Here is a 17,299-nt window from a genome sequence, read left to right as displayed (position 1 = left end):
TATTATGTTTCAGCCGTTGTTAAATCACGTAACCATTTGTTTTTACGATAACGTTGCCAGCACAATCCCAGTTTTATAACTTCTTCTACCAACATCATGGCATAGACTTGTTGGAAATTATATTCCATTACAAATGCAGCCAAGGCAGTAATAGGAAGTCCAAACAGCCACATTGCAATAAAGTCCATTCGCAGACAGAAAGCATTTTCACCGCCGGCTCTTAATACTCCATTGATTATGACCATATTTAACATTTTCAGACTTATTGCAATGCTGAGTATTGTCATTGCCGGTTTAGAAAGAGGTAGATATTGTTCGGAATTCATCTCCAGGGCAGACAGTAGCCAGGGCTGAAAAACTAATAACAACAATGTAGTGGAGATGCCTAACAATGCGAAGAGCTTGGTAAAGAGCTTAGATGTTTCCATCGCTGTATCAAATCGCTGACGCCCTAAATTTTGCCCAATAATAACAGAGCAGGCGACGGACAGCCCAAAAAACAACGCATAGCATAATGATTCGAATGGACCAAGTGTACTGTAAACGGCAAGTTCCAGAGTGCCTATATGACCAAAGATTATTTGATACAACATGGTTCCGGAGGCCCATAGTAGTGCACTAGCAACGGCTGGAATAGCCAATTTTTTATAAGTCTTTTTCAGAGAGCTAATATCCACATTTGGATCGGTAACAGTTGTTGTTAGCCAGTGATTTTTGCATTGAAAATACACATAGAAGGCAAAGATCTGAAGCAGTCTGGCGAGAGTTGTGGCTAATGCTGCACCAGCCACACCCATAGGATTTAAGCCAAATTGACCGCTAATTAGACAATAGTTCAGGGAAATATTGATGATGATTGTTATTGCAGCAATAAATAAAGGGGTCAAACTGTCACCAGAAGAACGCATTGTTGACTCGGTCACAATGACTAAATGAGTAAGGATCAGAACTGGTGATGCATATAAAAGGTAGTCACTTCCCAGCTTGATTACATTGGTATCTGTTGTTTGTATCCCTAATATATTTTCTGAGAAAAATACGAAAATAAGGCTAATTGGGAGTAGGATCCATACGCCAGCTTTAGCTGCTAACAATGTAATTTTTCTTGCTGCAGACTGGTCGTTTTTTCCCCAGAATTGCGCTACTAATATTCCACTGGCTGTAGAAAGACCTGCCATGATCATAATTGCAATAAAATGCCATTTTGATGCCAAACCAACAGCGGCAGTCGCTTCTTTACCAAAATTACTTACCATTAAAACATCGGCTAACGAGAGAATGGCAACCAGTGCGCTTTGAATGGCAACAGGAATACCAATTTTGACTGTGTTTGACAAAATGTCGAAAGTTTGTGTTGAAAGGTGGATTTTTTTCATCATTGCTGGGTATCTTAATGGTCTGGAAGATAAGTCAATCTTATGGGGTTAGGGCCATAAACAAAATGTTCTCAATAGAAAAAAATCTGTGCGAATCCGTCATCGAACAAAATGAGACAAAACAATATAAATGGAAAGATGGCTTATTTATTGCCCCGGAGTGTCAGGAACGATTTCTAGTCATGTCAGATGTTCCTGAAATGAAGTCGCATAACATCTTTATGGTTGGATTGGCGCAACTTGTAAAAGAATATTGGGTTGAGCGTACTGGTCCGGAATTTCACTCTGTTCTTGTTACGTTGGAAGGTGGAGGTACTTTGCACACTGATGCTGGATGTTTCGATATTAGTCCCAGCACAATGTCTTTTCTACCAGCCGGAAAGCCATTTCGTTTTGAACTGTCACCTTTATATCAGCACTGGAAAATGGTCTGGTTACTTTTAACTGATGTTGAACATTGGCGTGATATTCATGCTCTCTCTCGGCCTGTTTTTCACTTTGATTCTTGTGAGTCTGTTTGGTCCTTGGTTTCTTTAACGCATAAAGAGATTGGGGGGCGGGCAACTTTTAGAAATTTGATGCTTAGTGAATTGGTAAAGATATTATCTAATGTCGATAAAAGTCTTTCTGATACGCATATGCGAGTGTTAAGCGTTCTTAATAGTGTTGAATCTCAGCTTCAGTTAAATTGGACTGTTTCTGCGATTGCGGCTCGAAGTTACTTGAGTGAAGAGCAACTTAATCGTGTTGTTAAGAAAATTGTTGGTATGTCGACCAGAGATTACCTGATTTCTCTTCGGATGAAAAAAGCTGTTGATTTACTGGATAATAAAGACTGGTCCGTAAAAATGATCGCTCTTCGGCTTGGGTATGCAGATCCAAATAATTTTACGCACAGATTTAAAAAGTTTTATGGAGTTTCACCGCGGCAATATAGATCTTTAAAAAGATAATAACCAATCACTCCGTAACGTTTCGATTTTTGGTGGGCAAACAATTCCTACAGCATGTGTTCCATTTTTTAATACTTATTTAATTGGGTATTGATCACAAATGATGGGGTTGCAAGTAGAACTTTATTGATCTGATTCACATTACATCCATATGAAAGCTATATGTGATTGCCATGATAAAATCGTAACGTTAAGATTTGTGTGCGGTGAGAACAATTGAATCAACTTTACTCTATATTTTTAAAGATGAAAGGTTGGATATTTTTTTGGAGTTTATATGTTTAACTTGACGTTAAAACAGCAGCAGAGGCTGATAATCGTGATGTTTTTAGCGATACCGCTTACGCTACTGTTTACTTTTTCTTATTACCCGGCCAGCCAGTTATTTTATATGAGTGCTACGGATTGGGATGGTTATGCACCAGTAAAAAATTTCATTGGATTGGAAAATTATACTTATCTGTGGGAAGAACCAGATCAATTAAATCCACTTTTGGTGACACTTTATTATTTTGCCGGGGCTGTTATACAGTTGTCATTATCACTGTGGTTTGCTGTTTTAGTAAATTCTAAGCTTGCAGGGAAGAATTTATTTAAGACATTGTTATTTATACCATTTGTGCTTAATGCTGTTGCTGCCTCTATGGTGTTTCAGATTTTCTACCAGGTGGATGGAGCACTGGATAGTTTTCTGACACTGATAGGTTTGGAAAGCTGGATTAAGCCCTGGTTAATGGACCGGGACGTTGTGAACTGGGCTCTGGTTGCGGCCTCTATCTGGCGATATTTAGGTTTTAACCTGATTCTGTTTTTTGGGGTATTACAATCTATTCCTCAGGATCAATATGAAGCGGCAAAAATTGAAGGGGCTACTGAGTGGCAGCAATTCCGTTTTATCACATTGCCGTCGATTAAGCTTGTCATTGGACTACAGGTGTTATTGGCCTTTGTTGGTTCATTATCTGTATTTGAAATACCAATGATTATTACGAAAGGTGCAAATGGTACAAAAACATTTGTGATGGCGACGCTAGAAACAGCGTTTAACTTTAACGATTTTGGTCTTGCATCTGCGATGGCTGTTTTGCTGCTCATGATCGTTGTGCTGTTTATGATTCTTCAAAAAGTGCTGTTTAAAGAAGGAAAATAATATGTCTGAGCAAGTAACTGCAATGACCCACGAAGAAGAACTTGTGTTACAAAAGGTTCAGCGATCTGAACGAGAAATGAAAAGAGCTCGTTTTAAGAAAAATATGTCTAATCCTTCATGGGTTTTCTGGACTGGATTTAAATATTTGACGCTGATTTTAGCCTCACTTGCTGTGCTGGTTCCTCCGTATTCAGTTTTGATGGCCTCATTTAAAACGTTGGATGAATATTACAACACGAGTAAAGTTGGATTACCTGATACATTTTTTAACTTTAGTAACTATATTAAAGTGTTTACTGATGGTGATTTAGGGCTAGCGTTCTTAAATACCGGAACAATATTATTAGTGTCTTTGTTTTTCACTATCGTATTTGGTACGCAAGTCGCGTATGTTTTATCCCGATTTGAATTCCGAGGGAAAAAGCTGATATTACTAGCTTATGTTGTGGCAATGGTTATTCCTGCCGTTACAACTCAAGTTGCGACATTTGAAGTTATTAAAACTCTTGGATTGATTAACAATAAAGCATCTGTTGTCCTTTTGTATATTGGTGCTGACGTTGTGATGATTTATGTGTTTCTTCAGTTTATGAAAGGTATTCCTATTGAGTTGGATGAAGCTGCAAAAATGGAAGGTGCTTCATATTTTCTTATTTATAGAAAAATTATTTTACCATTACTAAAACCGGCTATTGCAACGATTATCATCCTTCGGACTATCTTTATTTATAATGATTTTTATTTTCCGCTGTTATATCTGCCTGATTCATCTCAAGTAACGGTTTCTACCGCGTTGTATAAGTTTACTTCTGTATTCGGAACGGAATGGACCACTATTTCGGCTGGGATTGTCATTATTCTTGTACCATCAATTGTGATTTTCCTTGCGCTGCAGAAGCAAATTTATGCTGGTGTTACAAACGGCGCAGTAAAAGGGTAATAGATATATGGAGGTTTCACCACTTATTACAGCTTGTCACTGGATTACTCGTTTAGCTTGGTTGAATATTACCTGGCTGGTCTTTTCTATCCTTGGATGCGGTATATTTGGCATATTACCAGCGACGGTTATGGTGTGTTTGATGATTCGTCGTTACTTGAATGGAACCGCAAGAGTGACGATAAAAGAAATGTGGTCTGTATACATTCAGGAATTTATCCGATGCAATAAGACCGGGTGGTTGGTATTGCTGCCTGCTTTTTCTCTTTTGTGGTATGTCCGATGGGGGGTATTGCATTTGAATGATAAGTTTGTTGTGGTTGTATTGTGTTGTATTCCTCTGATTATTCTTGCCTTTGTTGTTGTCTTTTGCGCTTTGATTCAAATGAGTATTTATGACACAAATAGTGTGAAAGATAATCTTAAAAATGCGTTGGTATTACTGATAGAAGATAAGTGGATTTTATCGGCGTCACTAATTACTTTAATCGTATGTATGCTATTGGTTTTACTCTCTCCGGTTATCGCTATATTTTTCAGCATCTCACCAGTACTGTTTAGTACAGTTGGATTACTTTGGCTGAAAAAAGATGAATTGAAACTTCATGTCGGTATGCTGTGAATTGTAATTCAAATTAAGAGAAAACAGTATGTTAGAGTTAAATGAATTAAAAAAACAAATTACAGAAGAAGCGGAAAGTATTCTTGAATTTTGGCTTAAATTTCAAGATACAAACTTAGGTGGATTTTACTGTTTTGCAGATTTTGTCGGAAATATTGATCCAGAACACGATAAATCAGTACTTCTACATTCGAGAATTCTGTGGACATTTTCTGCCGCTTATCGTGTTCTGGGAGATAAGCGCTACTTACAGGCTGCCGAGCATTGTTATCGTTTCATGTTTGATAAAGCGATAGATACTAAATATGGCGGTGTTTATTTGATGTTGGATAAAAATGGTAACGTTACGGATTCGCAGAAGCATGTATATAATCAAGGGTTTGCTATTTATGCTTTAAGTGAATTTTACCTGGCAAGCGGAAATAAAGAGGCTGTCCGGGTCGCGATGTCGTTATTTGAGTTAATTGAAACTCATGCTTTTGATGTTGCTTACGGAGGTTACAGAGAAGCATTTGATCAAGCCTGGAACCCGATAGAAAACCAATTAGTGTGTGACACTGCAGAAGGTGTATTGGCGGAAAAATCAATGAATACGCATTTGCATGTTCTTGAAGCATATACTGTTTTATACAGAGTGACTAAAGATCCAAAATTAGAAAGAAAATTATCTGCTTTAAGTCAGTTAATGTCTGAAAAAGTGATTGATAGTAAATTGCATTACGGTCTGTTTTTTACCCGGGATTGGCAGTGTGTTTCTCGTGATGTTTCTTATGGTCATGATATTGAAGGTACCTGGTTAATGGATGAAGCAGCTAAAGAACTTAATGATCCTAATTTGTCTGAACAGTTGTTTGAACAAAGTTATGAAATGGCAAAAGTAACCAGTCAGGAAGGGATTGACAGGGATGGGGCAGTTTTTAATGAATTGAGAGAAGGGCACCTTTTAGATTCTGACCGAATTTGGTGGGTGCAGGCTGAAGCCATGGTGGGTTTTTTCAATGCATATCAAAAACACCAAAACTTAGCTTTTATGAATAATGCTATGGATTGTTGGAAACTTATTCAACAGCAGTTGAAAGATACTGTTAATGGTGAGTGGTACTGGAAAGTTAATCGTAAAGGAAAACCATATAAAAAGACACCTAAAGTCGAGCCATGGAAATGTCCATACCATAATGGACGAGCTTGTTTGGAAATGATTAAACGGATTACACTTTTAGAAGGCTCAGTAAAAAAGAGCGCTGTGACAGTATAAATAGAGGGTGACAAAATGCATGCTGTAGAAGTAAAACAACTGAATAAATCTTTTGGTAAAACTGTCATCCTAAATGACATTGACTTGAAAATGGAAGCTGGTGGTTTCACTGTACTACTCGGTCCTTCTGGTTGTGGTAAATCAACATTGTTACGCTTGATTGCCGGGTTGGAGGATGTAACATCCGGAGAGATTATTATTGGTGGGAAGGATGTAACACTAGCTGACCCTAAAGATCGTGATATTGCGATGGTATTCCAATCATATGCGCTTTTTCCACATATGACGGTAAGTGAAAATATCGGCTTTGGTATGAAGATTAACAAAAAGCCAACTGAACAAATCGAGAAAAGAGTCAAAGAAGTCGCAGATATGTTGCAGATAGGGCACCTTCTTGATCGTACCCCCGCACAATTATCTGGTGGTCAGCGTCAGCGTGTCGCTATCGGACGTGCTCTTATGCGCCAACCTAAAGTCTTTTTATTTGATGAACCATTGTCTAACCTTGATGCGAAATTGCGCGGGGAAATGCGATTAGAGTTGAAGAAGCTTCATGCCAGCCTGGATTCAACGATTATTTATGTGACCCATGATCAAATAGAAGCGATGACATTAGCGACTAAAATAGTGTTACTGAATAAAGGTATTCCACAGCAAATTGGGACTCCTTATGAAATTTATAATCAGCCATCGAATGTGTTTGTCGCTAAATTTGTAGGGGCACCACAAATTAATTTACTAAAAGGTATGCTTTATAAAAATGAAGATACTTGGGGAGTATTGGTAAATGACATATGGATACCAGTTAAAGATTATGAATTCATGTCTCAGCCGGTTAATGATCGAAAAGTACTTTTTGGTATTCGTCCGGAACATGTAACTCAGTCTCCCTTAAACAGTCATTTTCAGCTTAAGTTACCAGTAAATGCTTTTGAAATGACGGGCGCAGAAACACTTGCAGAGTTCAACATGCATGGTCAGTCACTGCGTGCTAAGTTAGATGCAAACCTGAATATTAATAATGGAGATGAACTCGATCTTCATTTTAATTTACAAAACGTATCAATCTTTTGTGCTGCGACTGAAGAGAGAATTTAAGAAAATAGTATTGGAAATTGTAAAAAACAGGCATTAACTGCCTGTTTTTTTTGATGTACTTAAAATTTATCTGTCTTGTACTTGAGTCTGTTCGATATCAATGCGAAAATTTCTTAACGTTACGAATTGGTGCATTAATAAAAAATATGTCAAAAGCTACCTTAAAAACTATAGCTGAATATACTGGATTGTCAGTGACAACTGTTTCCCGTGCACTTAAAGATGGCGATGATGTAAAACAGCCTACAAAAGACAAGGTAAAAGCGGCAGCGGAAAAACTTGGCTACAGACCTAACCTTTCTGGTTTGGGCTTAAGGACCGGAATTAATTACAATATTTGTGCAATATTACCGGTGACTAAGCCTGGCGATATTGTTGGTGATGTAGGTACCTTGTCTTTAATTGCAGGTTTAACTGCAGGACTGAAAGGAACACCTTTTCATCTTACCGTATTACCTCTTGAACCGGGGCAGGAGCCTCTGGTGCCTGTGAAATATGCCGTGGAGAATAATCTTGCTGGTGGGATTATTTTCAACCTGACTCAAACTCAGGATGAAAGGGTCACTTATCTTCATGAGCAGAATATTCCATTTGTTACTTTTGGCCAAACGGAAATGAGTGTTGAGCATGCTTACGTTGATATAGATAACTATGATATCGGTTATCGGGCTGCATCTTATCTTTATGAGAAAGGCTGTAAGCATATACGGTTACTAAGTTCTTCTCAAAGATATACTTACGCCTGGCACAAGTATTATGGTGTTAAACGAGCTTCTATGGAATATGGGATGTCGTTTTCCAAAGAGAAAGATATTATTTTTGATACTGATGTTGATAATTATCGGGAATATACTAAAAAGCTTATGGAAAATGATGATGCACCAGATGGTATTATCTGCGGTTCTGAAATTAGTGCTTGTGGTATGATTGCCGGTATTCAGGATGCTGGTAAGCAAATAGGTAAGGATATTGAATTAATTGCTGTTGAAACTTGTGATTTACCAAGTTTTTTCATGCCTCCTATTTCGGGTTTGCGGCAAGATTTTCATAGTGTTGGTAAAATGCTTTCTCGTTACATTGTTAAATGTGTTGAAGGGGCAGACCCTAAAGAATTAAGGTATGTAGAAAAAACCACTTTGTATCCCCGATAATTCTAAAAGTCAGATTTTTAATCTGGCTTTTTTCTCAAACTAAAAGTCAATCTGCATCACACTTATTACTTAAATTATTAAGATAATCTTGAAAGTGTCCTTTAAAAAAATAAAAATGGTAACGTTACGATTTTGGAGGAGAGTATGGGAAGTTTAGTTCGGGCTTTTAAAGCTTATGATATTAGAGGACGATTACCTGAAGAGCTTAACGAAGAAATTGCTTATCGTATTGGTCGTGGTTATTCAGATTATCTGAAAGCAAAGAAAGTTGCTGTTGGCTACGATATTCGATTAAGTAGTGAGTCTTTAGCAAATGCATTACAAAAAGGTTTAATTGATGGCGGTGCTGAGGTGCTGGACTTAGGTTTGGTCGGGACTGAAGAGGTTTATTTTGCAACCAGTCATCTAAAGTTAGATGGTGGGATTATGGTGACAGCCAGCCATAATCCGAAAGAGTATAACGGAATGAAATTAATTCGGGAACAGTCTAAACCGATTAGTGGAGATTCCGGACTTGATGAGATTAAACATTTGGTCGCAACTCAGGATTATACTCAATCAGAAGATATTGTTTTGTATGAGAGCAAATCGCAACGTTACGATATTTGTGGCGAGTATACTCAGCATTTATTGGGATACCTTAATAGGGATGTGCTTCGTCCATTACGCATTGTGGTGAATGCCGGGAATGGGGCAGCGGGGCATATGTTGGATAATCTTGAGGCTTATTTACCTTTTGAATTTATTAAAATAAACCATAATCCGGATGGTAATTTCCCTAATGGGATTCCAAACCCTCTATTGCCGGAAAATCGACAGGCGACTATTGATGCCGTGATTGAACACAAGGCCGATTTCGGTGTGGCTTGGGATGGAGATGTCGATCGTTGTTTCTTATTTGATGAGAATGGGCAGTTTATCGAAGGCTATTATATTGTTGGCATGTTAGCTCAGGCTTTCCTTAACAAAGAGCCAAAAACAAAGATTATTCATGATCCCAGACTAACCTGGAATACCATCGATGTTGTTACTAAAGCCGGTGGTATTGCCGTTCAGTCAAAAACCGGACATGCATTTATTAAAGAACGTATGCGTCAGGAAGATGCTGTTTACGGCGGAGAAATGTCTGCACATCATTATTTCCGTGATTTCGCGTATTGTGATTCAGGTATGTTGCCTTGGTTACTTATTGCGGAGTTGGTTTCTGAACAGGGGCAAAGTCTTTCTCAGTTTGTTGAAAAGGCACAGAACAGTTATCCAATCTCAGGTGAAATAAATCGTCATGTTAGTGACGCAAAGAGCGCTGTGCAGAGAGTGTTAGATGTGTTTAGCGACAGTGCTGTTATTACCGATAAGACGGATGGAATAAGCATGGAATTTGGGGATTGGAGGTTTAACTTACGTTCATCAAACACAGAGCCTGTCGTTCGGTTGAATGTTGAATCTCGTGGTAATCCTGAACTGGTAGAAGTGAAAACAAAACAAATTTTGGCGTTGTTGGAAGAGTAGCGTCGAATTCTTTATAGATTTTAGAGAGTAATCTGGAGTACAAAATGTCTGTAAAAATTATTGGTGAAGCTGTTCCGAATATGCCGTGGCAAGAGCGTCCGGCTGGTGAAGATGGTGTAATGTGGCGACACTCTGCAAACCCTGTTATTGACTGGAATCCGTTCCCTGCAGCAGCACGTGTTTATAATTCTGCTGTTGTACCATCTGGTGATGGATTTATCGGTGTGTTTCGCTGTGATTACAAAAATGGCCGACCTCACCTGCATGTTGGACGTTCAAATGATGGGTTAAACTGGGATTTTGAACAGGAAGCTATTCAATGGAAAGATAAGGATGGCAACAGTCATCAACCGTCTTATGCTTATGATCCTCGTGTTGTAAAAATTGAAGGTATCTATTATATAACCTGGTGTACCGATGATCACGGTGCAACATTAGGAGTCGGTATGACAACCGATTTCAAGACATTTACCCGTCTTGAAAATGCATGTGTTCCGTTTAACCGAAATGGTGTTCTTTTCCCTCGTAAAATTAATGGGCAGTTTGTTATGTTGAATCGTCCATCAGATTCAGGGCATACACCTTTTGGTGATATCTTTCTGAGCCATTCTAATGATATGGAATATTGGGGTAAGCACAGGCATGTTATGGGGAAAGGTGGTACCGGTTGGTGGCAAGGAACAAAAATTGGTGCGGGACCTATCCCAATTGAAACATCTGAAGGATGGTTGATGATTTATCATGGTGTCTCCGGTACATGTAATGGTTTTGTGTATAGCTTTGGTGCGGCATTACTTGATATTGATGAGCCGTGGAAAGTGAAATATCGAACAAGAGATTACATTCTCACTCCTGAAAAATCTTATGAAACAATTGGTTTTGTCCCTAATGTAGCATTCCCATGTGCAACCTTGGCTGATGCTGAAACAGGTCGCATTGCTGTTTATTATGGTGCTGCTGATACTTATACAGCTGTTGCTTATACAACTGTCGATGATTTACTTAATGAGTTGAAAACCAATTCAGAAGTTTTTTAAATAATGTCTTTTGTCAGAGCTTTATAGGTATAAATCGTATCGTTACGAACGTTAATTAAAGCTCTTACAATATATTGAAGCATTGAGAGAACGATGCTTGTTAAAGGACACAATATGCTAAATTTTAATGAAAGACTTTTGTCTTTAAAATCAGAGTTTCGAATAAATACAGAGTATAAAAATACACAAGTAAAACCTGGAAATGGCATTTTTTATCGTTATGAGAAACCTGTATTGACAGCTCATCATGCCCCACTTGCATGGCGTTATGATTTGAATCCGGAAACAAACCCTTTTTTAATGGAGCGGTTAGGGATTAATGCAGTTTTAAACCCTGGTGCTATAGAGCTAAATAATAAATTTTATCTTGTCGCTCGTGTTGAAGGTTATGATCGTAAATCGTTTTTTGCTGTTGCAGAGTCGGATAATGGAATAGACGGTTTTCAGTTTTGGGATAAACCATGTGTTATTCCTGAAACCGATGAACCTGATACAAATATTTATGACATGCGTTTAGTTAAGCATGAAGATGGTTATATTTATGGCTTGTTCTGTACTGAACGTAAAGATCCTGATGCCAAACCAGGTGATGAATCATCCGCTGTTGCTCAGTGCGGTATTGTTCGTACTATAGATCTTTTGACCTGGGAGCGTTTACCTGATTTGAAAACCCGCTCAGCTCAACAGCGTAATGTGGTGCTTCATCCTGAATTTATTGATGGGAAGTACGCATTATATACCCGTCCTCAGGATAGTTTTATTGAAGCCGGAGCTGGTGGTGGCATCGGAATTGGTTTTACTGATTCGATGGAGAATGCGGTTATTGATGTTGAACGTGTTATTGATCCAAAAACCTATCACACAATTAAAGAATCCAAAAACGGGCAGGGGCCTGCCCCAATCAAAACATCACTAGGATGGCTTCATATTTCTCATGGTGTTCGTAATACTGCCGCAGGCTTACGTTACGTGCTTTACAGCTTTATGACGTCATTGGACGATCCGACTAAAGTGATATATCGTCCCGGAGGCTATTTTCTTGCGCCAGAGGGAGCCGAAAGAATCGGTGATGTTTCTAATGTTGTCTTTTCAAACGGGCTGATTGCACGAGACAATGGGGATGTATTTATCTATTACGCATCTTCGGATACTCGCTGTCATGTATTGACGACGACCGTTGAACGATTGGTTGATTATGTTGTGAATACACCTGAAGATCCTCTTGTAACAGCCAAGTGTGTAAAACAACGTATTGATTTTATTGAATCAAATCAGGCGTTTTTATAATTATAAATTCCAGATTGTGATCTGGCTGGCAAAAGAATAATAGAAATGTGATGCCGGATTATATGGTTAATATCTTTTTTCGCTGAAAAAAAACATTGCTCTCAATTATGAGTTAATTCCATATAATTCGGATTAATTAGTGATCAAAACCGTAACGTTATCATTTTTGGTTTTGATATAGTTCCTTTCATCATGATGATTCCTTATTTAATAAGGGGTTTGAGTGATTTTTAATGTTCAATCTATTTACAGTAACGATAAGAAGAAGCACTATGAAATTAAATAAATTAACAAAAGGTATTATTCTGGGATTATTTGTAACATCTACCCCTGCACTCGCTCTTGATACGACAGCAGAAGCTCATGGTTACCTTAAATCCGGACTGCTGCTCAATTCTGATGGCACTCGGGTCAATTCTCTTGGGTTGTTTACTAGCTATGGTAAATTTCGTTTAGGTAATGAACAAAATACAAAAATTGAATTATTGCCTACAGTTAAGTTAACAACAGAAGAAGGTACATGGGCGAAAGTTCGTGCAAACTTAACTCATGAAACTAACTGTACTTCCGACTGGAACTGTGTTGATGGCGATGATCATGAAATACAGTATCGGGAAGGATATGTCGAGATGGGTGGTTTTGCATTTGCACCAGAAAGTGTTTTTTGGGCAGGGAAACGATACAGCTCATCTAATACCTCCAGCCATCAATATGACTGGGAATACATTCAATATAATGGCACTGGTGGTGGTGTGGATAAAATCGATGTCGGCTTTGCAAAAATGGATGTCGGTGTTTATGCCTTTACTCCAGATGGTGAAAATGAAGCAGCACCTACTGATACCTCTACTCAAGGTTACCCGGAAGATTTGTCTCTAAACGTATGGTTTAAAAAATTAGGCGATACAGGCTTAGACTTCCAACTGGTTGCTCATACTATGGAAAAAAGTGCGTTGCGTCCTAATGCACCAACTAATGGTATTGGTTTAACCGGTGTGTATAATTTCGATGATTTTTATAACATTACAAATGGCTATTCACGCATAACCGTACAGTATGGAGAAGGGCTTGCTGCTGGTGACTCTTTAGGAAAAAATGGTTGGGGATACGCTAACGTTAAAGATGCTAAGTCGACCAGAGTTGTTTTTGATGGTGTGGCTAATCTAAATGATTCTTGGGAACTATCAACATTTGCATTTTATCAAAAAGACTCTGATTACAACCCATGGGATTCCTATAGTACAGGTACAACGGGTATTGACCGTGATATTTATTCTATTGGTGTTCGTCCTCATAACCAGATCACAAAAAACTTTGCGATGCAGTATGAATTTGGTTATGAGCATGTAAATGAAGATATTGCTGATGGCGCTGATGGTGGTTTCTATAAAGTGACAATTGCTCCGACGTTAATGCTGGAAACAGGTTTCTGGGCTCGACCTCAGATTAGAGCATTTGTGACGTATGCTAAATGGGATGATGGTGCAGCTTCGAAAATAGACAGTGGTTATACACGTGATGGCGATAATGATGCTTTGAATTTTGGTATTCAAGCTGAGGTATGGTTCTAGTTCATATTTTTATCTACATCTACTTTTCTTTATTTGGAGAGAGTTCGCGCTCTCTCCTTTTTTCCTGTAATGCAGGGAGTGTCATGAAAGTTGTAACCCAAATAATTCTTGCATTTGTTAGTGTACTAATCATTTTTTCATTTACAAACGCATATATAGTTTATCGTTCTGGCGTTGCAAAAGAAAATCTGACTCAACTCATTCAGAGTTCGCTGACTCTTAATGATATCGCCAATAAGATTCAATATAAAAATCAATTGGTTGGTCTTCAATTGTCAGAAGTTATCTCCCTGAAAGATGATAAAGAACTCAATACATCTGCTGTCTTATTGGAGAGTAAATTTTCTTCGTTAAAAGAAGGTATCGAGCTAGCAGAGTCGCTCAATATTCTTGATAAAAAGATTTTGAGTAAATTGCTTAATTCCTTGTATACATCATTAATGCGAATTGTTTCATACAAAAAAACTGTATTAATTCTGGAGCAGCAAGTTATTCATGAACGTCAGGAAATGGAAAATCTTGTGGTTTCTGCTGATATCACTCTCAAACGTGTTTTGGGAAATACCCGAAATGTCGATGAATTTTTACGAAAAGACATCGAAGCGTATCTAGAGAAGAGAAATTCCGCAATCGCTATGACAAATAGAGTTCTATTTGTGAAAGAACTTGCGGAAGTACAGAAGATACAACAACAAATATTGATGCTGAAATCATCAATAGAAGATGACGAAGATTACATATTAGATGAATTACCGGCACTCAATAATGAACCTGATTACCAGAATATAAACGGGATGCTTAAAAAGTACCTTTTTTCTTCTGACAGTATCAGTGCAAATCAAAATCGGTTACTGAAAGAAATTCAGGAATTGGAACTATCAAAACAAAAATACACTGATTATAACAATCAGCTTTCTAATCAACTGAAAAAATTGGTTTTATTTGTTGATGATAACAATCATAAGCTTCAGGTTGATGTGAGTGATGTGCTACATACAATTATGCTGATTCAGTTGGTGACCCTGATTGTGTGTGTTTGCGTGGCTATTATTGCTGGAGTAGTTCTTACACACAAAATCAAGAAACCGATGAACTATGTACTGAAGGTGTTACAGAATTTGGTAGATGGTGATTATGCACAGATGGTTCGAACGAAAGGGTGGAGTTCCGAATTTGTATTGCTGACCCAACAGCTTGATAAAGTGATGAGTACCAACCGTGGTTTGATAAATCAGGTTAAAAACAATAATGCAGATATTCGCAATCAGAGTGAAAGCAATTCTCAGGCAATTCATTCAGTGTGCGTATCGGGTAATGAGCAAACATTATCTATGCATTCTATTTCTGCGGCAGCGGAGCAATTAGAAAAGATTAGTGAAGATACTCAGTTTGCTATTCAGAAAGCAGTAGGGCATACCCAGAATATTCGCAGTCTTGTTGAAACTACGTTGAGTTCTGTGGAAAACACAGTATCTGGTAATGAACAGTTGGATCAGCTGATTGTTGAAAGTTCAGATACGATTGCTGAGGTTGAAAACAGGACTAATGACATTAGTCAGATTATTGATGTGATAGAGGGTATAGCGAACCAGACTAACTTATTGGCTCTGAATGCGGCTATTGAAGCTGCCAGAGCTGGTGAATATGGTCGTGGGTTTGCTGTTGTCTCTGATGAAGTGAGTAACTTGGCTAAGCAGACTACTCAGTCAACCCATAAGATCCAGACTCTCATAGATAACCTGAATTTAGCCAGCCTTGCTGCAGTTCAGAGAATGTCTCAGTGCTCAGTTCAGATGCAAAACAATACGCAACATCTGGAAAAAACGAAAGTCGCGATTATTCAGATAGATGAACTCATTTCAGAATTGGTTCAGGAAACCGAAGTTGTTACTCGTTCTGCAATGGAACAGTTTCAATCCTGCAGTCACATTGCTTCATCTGTTACATCGGTTGTTATGGGGTTGGATGAAAGTACTAAAGCATTAGAAAACGTTAATGATCGTAGTGTTTATCTTTTGAATTTATCCAGACAGCAGCAAGCTGAACTGGACAAATTTTTAACTTAGTTGCCGTCGTAATGATAAGGTTTATCAATATAGCTAAAAGAGTAGGTTTGTTAGGGGAAAAGTAGAATGATTGAAATTAAAGGTGCTGTAAAAAATTACGAATGGGGTGGATATCATTATTTACCTACTCTGTTAGACAGCAATGAAGAAAATGACCGACCTGTTGCTGAATTATGGTTTGGAGATCATCATTCGGGATCATCAACGTTAGTTGATGGTTCTTTGTTGACTAAATGGATTGAGTTATCACCGGAATATCATCTTGGTAAACGATTGGTACAGAAATTTGGATGTCGGTTACCATATCTGCTGAAAATATTGGATGTAAGGGAACCTCTGTCTATACAGGTCCATCCAACCATTATGCAAGCCAAACAAGGATATGCGCGTGAAATGGTTATGAATGTGGATCCTGGTTGTCGTAGTTATAAAGATAACAATCATAAGCCAGAGCTTATGTTAGCGTTATCTGATTTTTATTTGTTACACGGTTTCCGTAACGTTACGAAAGGTGTGTATGAATTAAATAAATATCAAACATTGAAACCACTAGTACTTATGTATCAAGAGCTGGGGATTAAAAATTTTGTATCTGCAATTTTTTCACTTCCTGTCAGTGAACTGGAAAGTTTGTTGGTTCCTGTGATTGAACAATATCGCTCTGCATATCTTCAGAATGAAATATCAAAATCTCAGTCACTTTTTTGGTTTATGCGAGCAGTCCAAAGAATTGAGAGAGAAAAAATGCCGTTGGATGCGGGACTAATCATGATTTTTATTATGAATCTGATGTACGTCCCTAAAGGTGGTGTTGTTTATCAAAATGCTGGTATTCCACATGCTTACCTTGAAGGGCAGAATATTGAATTGATGGCGAATTCGGATAATGTAGTACGCTGTGGTCTTACTTCTAAGCATATTGATATAAAAGAACTTTTATTGATTACTGATTTTGAACCTATTACACCAACGATTGTTGCTGGTCGACCAAGTAATGATGGTGGTATTGACTACATTGTCCCGGCAGACGATTTCAGACTTCGTGAGTATCATTTAGAAAAAGGTCAGACACTAACGACCCCTGATGAAAATGGTGCCTGTATTTGGTTTGTTCTGAGTGGAGAACTTATGCTTGGAAGTCAGCAACACTACTCAAATGCTGGTAGTGCGTTTTATCAACGTCCTGGTGAAGTGAATGTTATTCATGCAACGTCGGATGTTTTGCTTTATAGAGCTTCTGCTTCGATAGCCTAGTACTAGAAATAGTGACATTTAATTTATGTT

At 38.1% G+C, this 17,299-nt stretch carries 14 protein-coding genes; 13 read left to right on the top strand and 1 reads right to left on the bottom strand.

Annotated features, from left to right (window positions below; all coding sequences use genetic code 11):
* Positions 1-2 precede the first annotated feature (2 nt).
* Entirely contained in the window at positions 3-1,379 is a 1,377-nt protein-coding gene (locus OC443_RS22930) for an MATE family efflux transporter (RefSeq protein WP_262021734.1), read from the bottom strand.
* Between the two features lie 14 nt (positions 1,380-1,393).
* Between OC443_RS22930 and OC443_RS22925 the strand changes: the two genes are divergently transcribed.
* The 13 genes from OC443_RS22925 to manA all read left to right on the top strand — a co-directional run bounded on the left by OC443_RS22925 (position 1,394) and on the right by manA (position 17,269).
* Positions 1,394-2,329, top strand: a complete 936-nt coding sequence (locus OC443_RS22925; RefSeq protein WP_262021733.1) for a helix-turn-helix domain-containing protein — start codon at positions 1,394-1,396, stop codon at positions 2,327-2,329.
* A gap of 277 nt (positions 2,330-2,606) precedes the next feature.
* Complete coding sequence (locus OC443_RS22920; RefSeq protein WP_262021732.1) at positions 2,607-3,479, top strand: carbohydrate ABC transporter permease; 873 nt, start codon at positions 2,607-2,609, stop codon at positions 3,477-3,479.
* A gap of 1 nt (position 3,480) precedes the next feature.
* The gene (locus tag OC443_RS22915; protein ID WP_262021731.1) at positions 3,481-4,419 is read left to right on the top strand and encodes a carbohydrate ABC transporter permease; all 939 of its coding nucleotides are present in this window, start codon (positions 3,481-3,483) and stop codon (positions 4,417-4,419) included.
* Positions 4,420-4,426: 7 nt separating this feature from the next.
* The gene (locus OC443_RS22910) at positions 4,427-5,041 is read left to right on the top strand and encodes a DUF624 domain-containing protein (protein WP_262021730.1); all 615 of its coding nucleotides are present in this window, start codon (positions 4,427-4,429) and stop codon (positions 5,039-5,041) included.
* A 28-nt stretch (positions 5,042-5,069) separates the two neighbouring features.
* Positions 5,070-6,296: an AGE family epimerase/isomerase gene (locus tag OC443_RS22905; protein ID WP_262021729.1), complete on the top strand. Its 1,227-nt coding sequence runs from the start codon at positions 5,070-5,072 to the stop codon at positions 6,294-6,296.
* Positions 6,297-6,311: 15 nt separating this feature from the next.
* Positions 6,312-7,394: an ABC transporter ATP-binding protein gene (locus OC443_RS22900; protein WP_262021728.1), complete on the top strand. Its 1,083-nt coding sequence runs from the start codon at positions 6,312-6,314 to the stop codon at positions 7,392-7,394.
* A gap of 146 nt (positions 7,395-7,540) precedes the next feature.
* A complete protein-coding gene (locus tag OC443_RS22895) occupies positions 7,541-8,545 on the top strand; it encodes a LacI family DNA-binding transcriptional regulator (RefSeq protein ID WP_262021727.1) in 1,005 nt (334 codons plus the stop codon).
* 144 nt (positions 8,546-8,689) lie between these two features.
* The gene (locus tag OC443_RS22890; RefSeq protein WP_262021726.1) at positions 8,690-10,054 is read left to right on the top strand and encodes a phosphomannomutase; all 1,365 of its coding nucleotides are present in this window, start codon (positions 8,690-8,692) and stop codon (positions 10,052-10,054) included.
* Positions 10,055-10,098: 44 nt separating this feature from the next.
* A complete protein-coding gene (locus tag OC443_RS22885; protein ID WP_262021725.1) occupies positions 10,099-11,091 on the top strand; it encodes a glycoside hydrolase family 130 protein in 993 nt (330 codons plus the stop codon).
* Positions 11,092-11,205: 114 nt separating this feature from the next.
* Positions 11,206-12,378 carry a glycoside hydrolase family 130 protein gene (locus OC443_RS22880; protein ID WP_262021724.1) on the top strand — a complete coding sequence of 391 codons (1,173 nt, stop codon included), beginning with the start codon at positions 11,206-11,208 and terminating at the stop codon, positions 12,376-12,378.
* A 272-nt stretch (positions 12,379-12,650) separates the two neighbouring features.
* On the top strand, positions 12,651-13,949 hold the full coding sequence (locus OC443_RS22875) for a carbohydrate porin (RefSeq protein WP_262021723.1): 1,299 nt from the start codon (positions 12,651-12,653) through the stop codon (positions 13,947-13,949).
* 83 nt (positions 13,950-14,032) lie between these two features.
* On the top strand, positions 14,033-16,015 hold the full coding sequence (locus OC443_RS22870) for a methyl-accepting chemotaxis protein (RefSeq protein ID WP_262021722.1): 1,983 nt from the start codon (positions 14,033-14,035) through the stop codon (positions 16,013-16,015).
* A gap of 66 nt (positions 16,016-16,081) precedes the next feature.
* Entirely contained in the window at positions 16,082-17,269 is a 1,188-nt protein-coding gene (manA, locus tag OC443_RS22865) for a mannose-6-phosphate isomerase, class I (protein WP_262021721.1), read from the top strand.
* The last annotated feature ends 30 nt before the right edge of the window (positions 17,270-17,299 follow it).

Source organism: Vibrio quintilis, assembly GCF_024529975.1.
GTDB lineage: Bacteria > Pseudomonadota > Gammaproteobacteria > Enterobacterales > Vibrionaceae > Vibrio > Vibrio quintilis.
This window is presented reverse-complemented; position numbering and strand designations above follow the sequence as displayed.

Bases quoted from the DNA above. Each gene is read 5' to 3' on its own strand.
- OC443_RS22870 (WP_262021722.1), top strand. From the start codon at position 14,033: ATGAAAGTTGTAACCCAAATAATTCTTGCATTTGTTAGTGTACTAATC.
- OC443_RS22880 (WP_262021724.1), top strand. From the start codon at position 11,206: ATGCTAAATTTTAATGAAAGACTTTTGTCTTTAAAATCAGAGTTTCGA.
- OC443_RS22875 (WP_262021723.1), top strand. From the start codon at position 12,651: ATGAAATTAAATAAATTAACAAAAGGTATTATTCTGGGATTATTTGTA.
- OC443_RS22905 (WP_262021729.1), top strand. From the start codon at position 5,070: ATGTTAGAGTTAAATGAATTAAAAAAACAAATTACAGAAGAAGCGGAA.
- OC443_RS22900 (WP_262021728.1), top strand. From the start codon at position 6,312: ATGCATGCTGTAGAAGTAAAACAACTGAATAAATCTTTTGGTAAAACT.
- OC443_RS22890 (WP_262021726.1), top strand. From the start codon at position 8,690: ATGGGAAGTTTAGTTCGGGCTTTTAAAGCTTATGATATTAGAGGACGA.
- OC443_RS22925 (WP_262021733.1), top strand. From the start codon at position 1,394: ATGGTCTGGAAGATAAGTCAATCTTATGGGGTTAGGGCCATAAACAAA.
- OC443_RS22920 (WP_262021732.1), top strand. From the start codon at position 2,607: ATGTTTAACTTGACGTTAAAACAGCAGCAGAGGCTGATAATCGTGATG.
- OC443_RS22910 (WP_262021730.1), top strand. From the start codon at position 4,427: ATGGAGGTTTCACCACTTATTACAGCTTGTCACTGGATTACTCGTTTA.
- OC443_RS22885 (WP_262021725.1), top strand. From the start codon at position 10,099: ATGTCTGTAAAAATTATTGGTGAAGCTGTTCCGAATATGCCGTGGCAA.
- OC443_RS22895 (WP_262021727.1), top strand. From the start codon at position 7,541: ATGTCAAAAGCTACCTTAAAAACTATAGCTGAATATACTGGATTGTCA.
- OC443_RS22915 (WP_262021731.1), top strand. From the start codon at position 3,481: ATGTCTGAGCAAGTAACTGCAATGACCCACGAAGAAGAACTTGTGTTA.
- OC443_RS22930 (WP_262021734.1), bottom strand. From the start codon at position 1,379: ATGATGAAAAAAATCCACCTTTCAACACAAACTTTCGACATTTTGTCA.
- manA (WP_262021721.1), top strand. From the start codon at position 16,082: ATGATTGAAATTAAAGGTGCTGTAAAAAATTACGAATGGGGTGGATAT.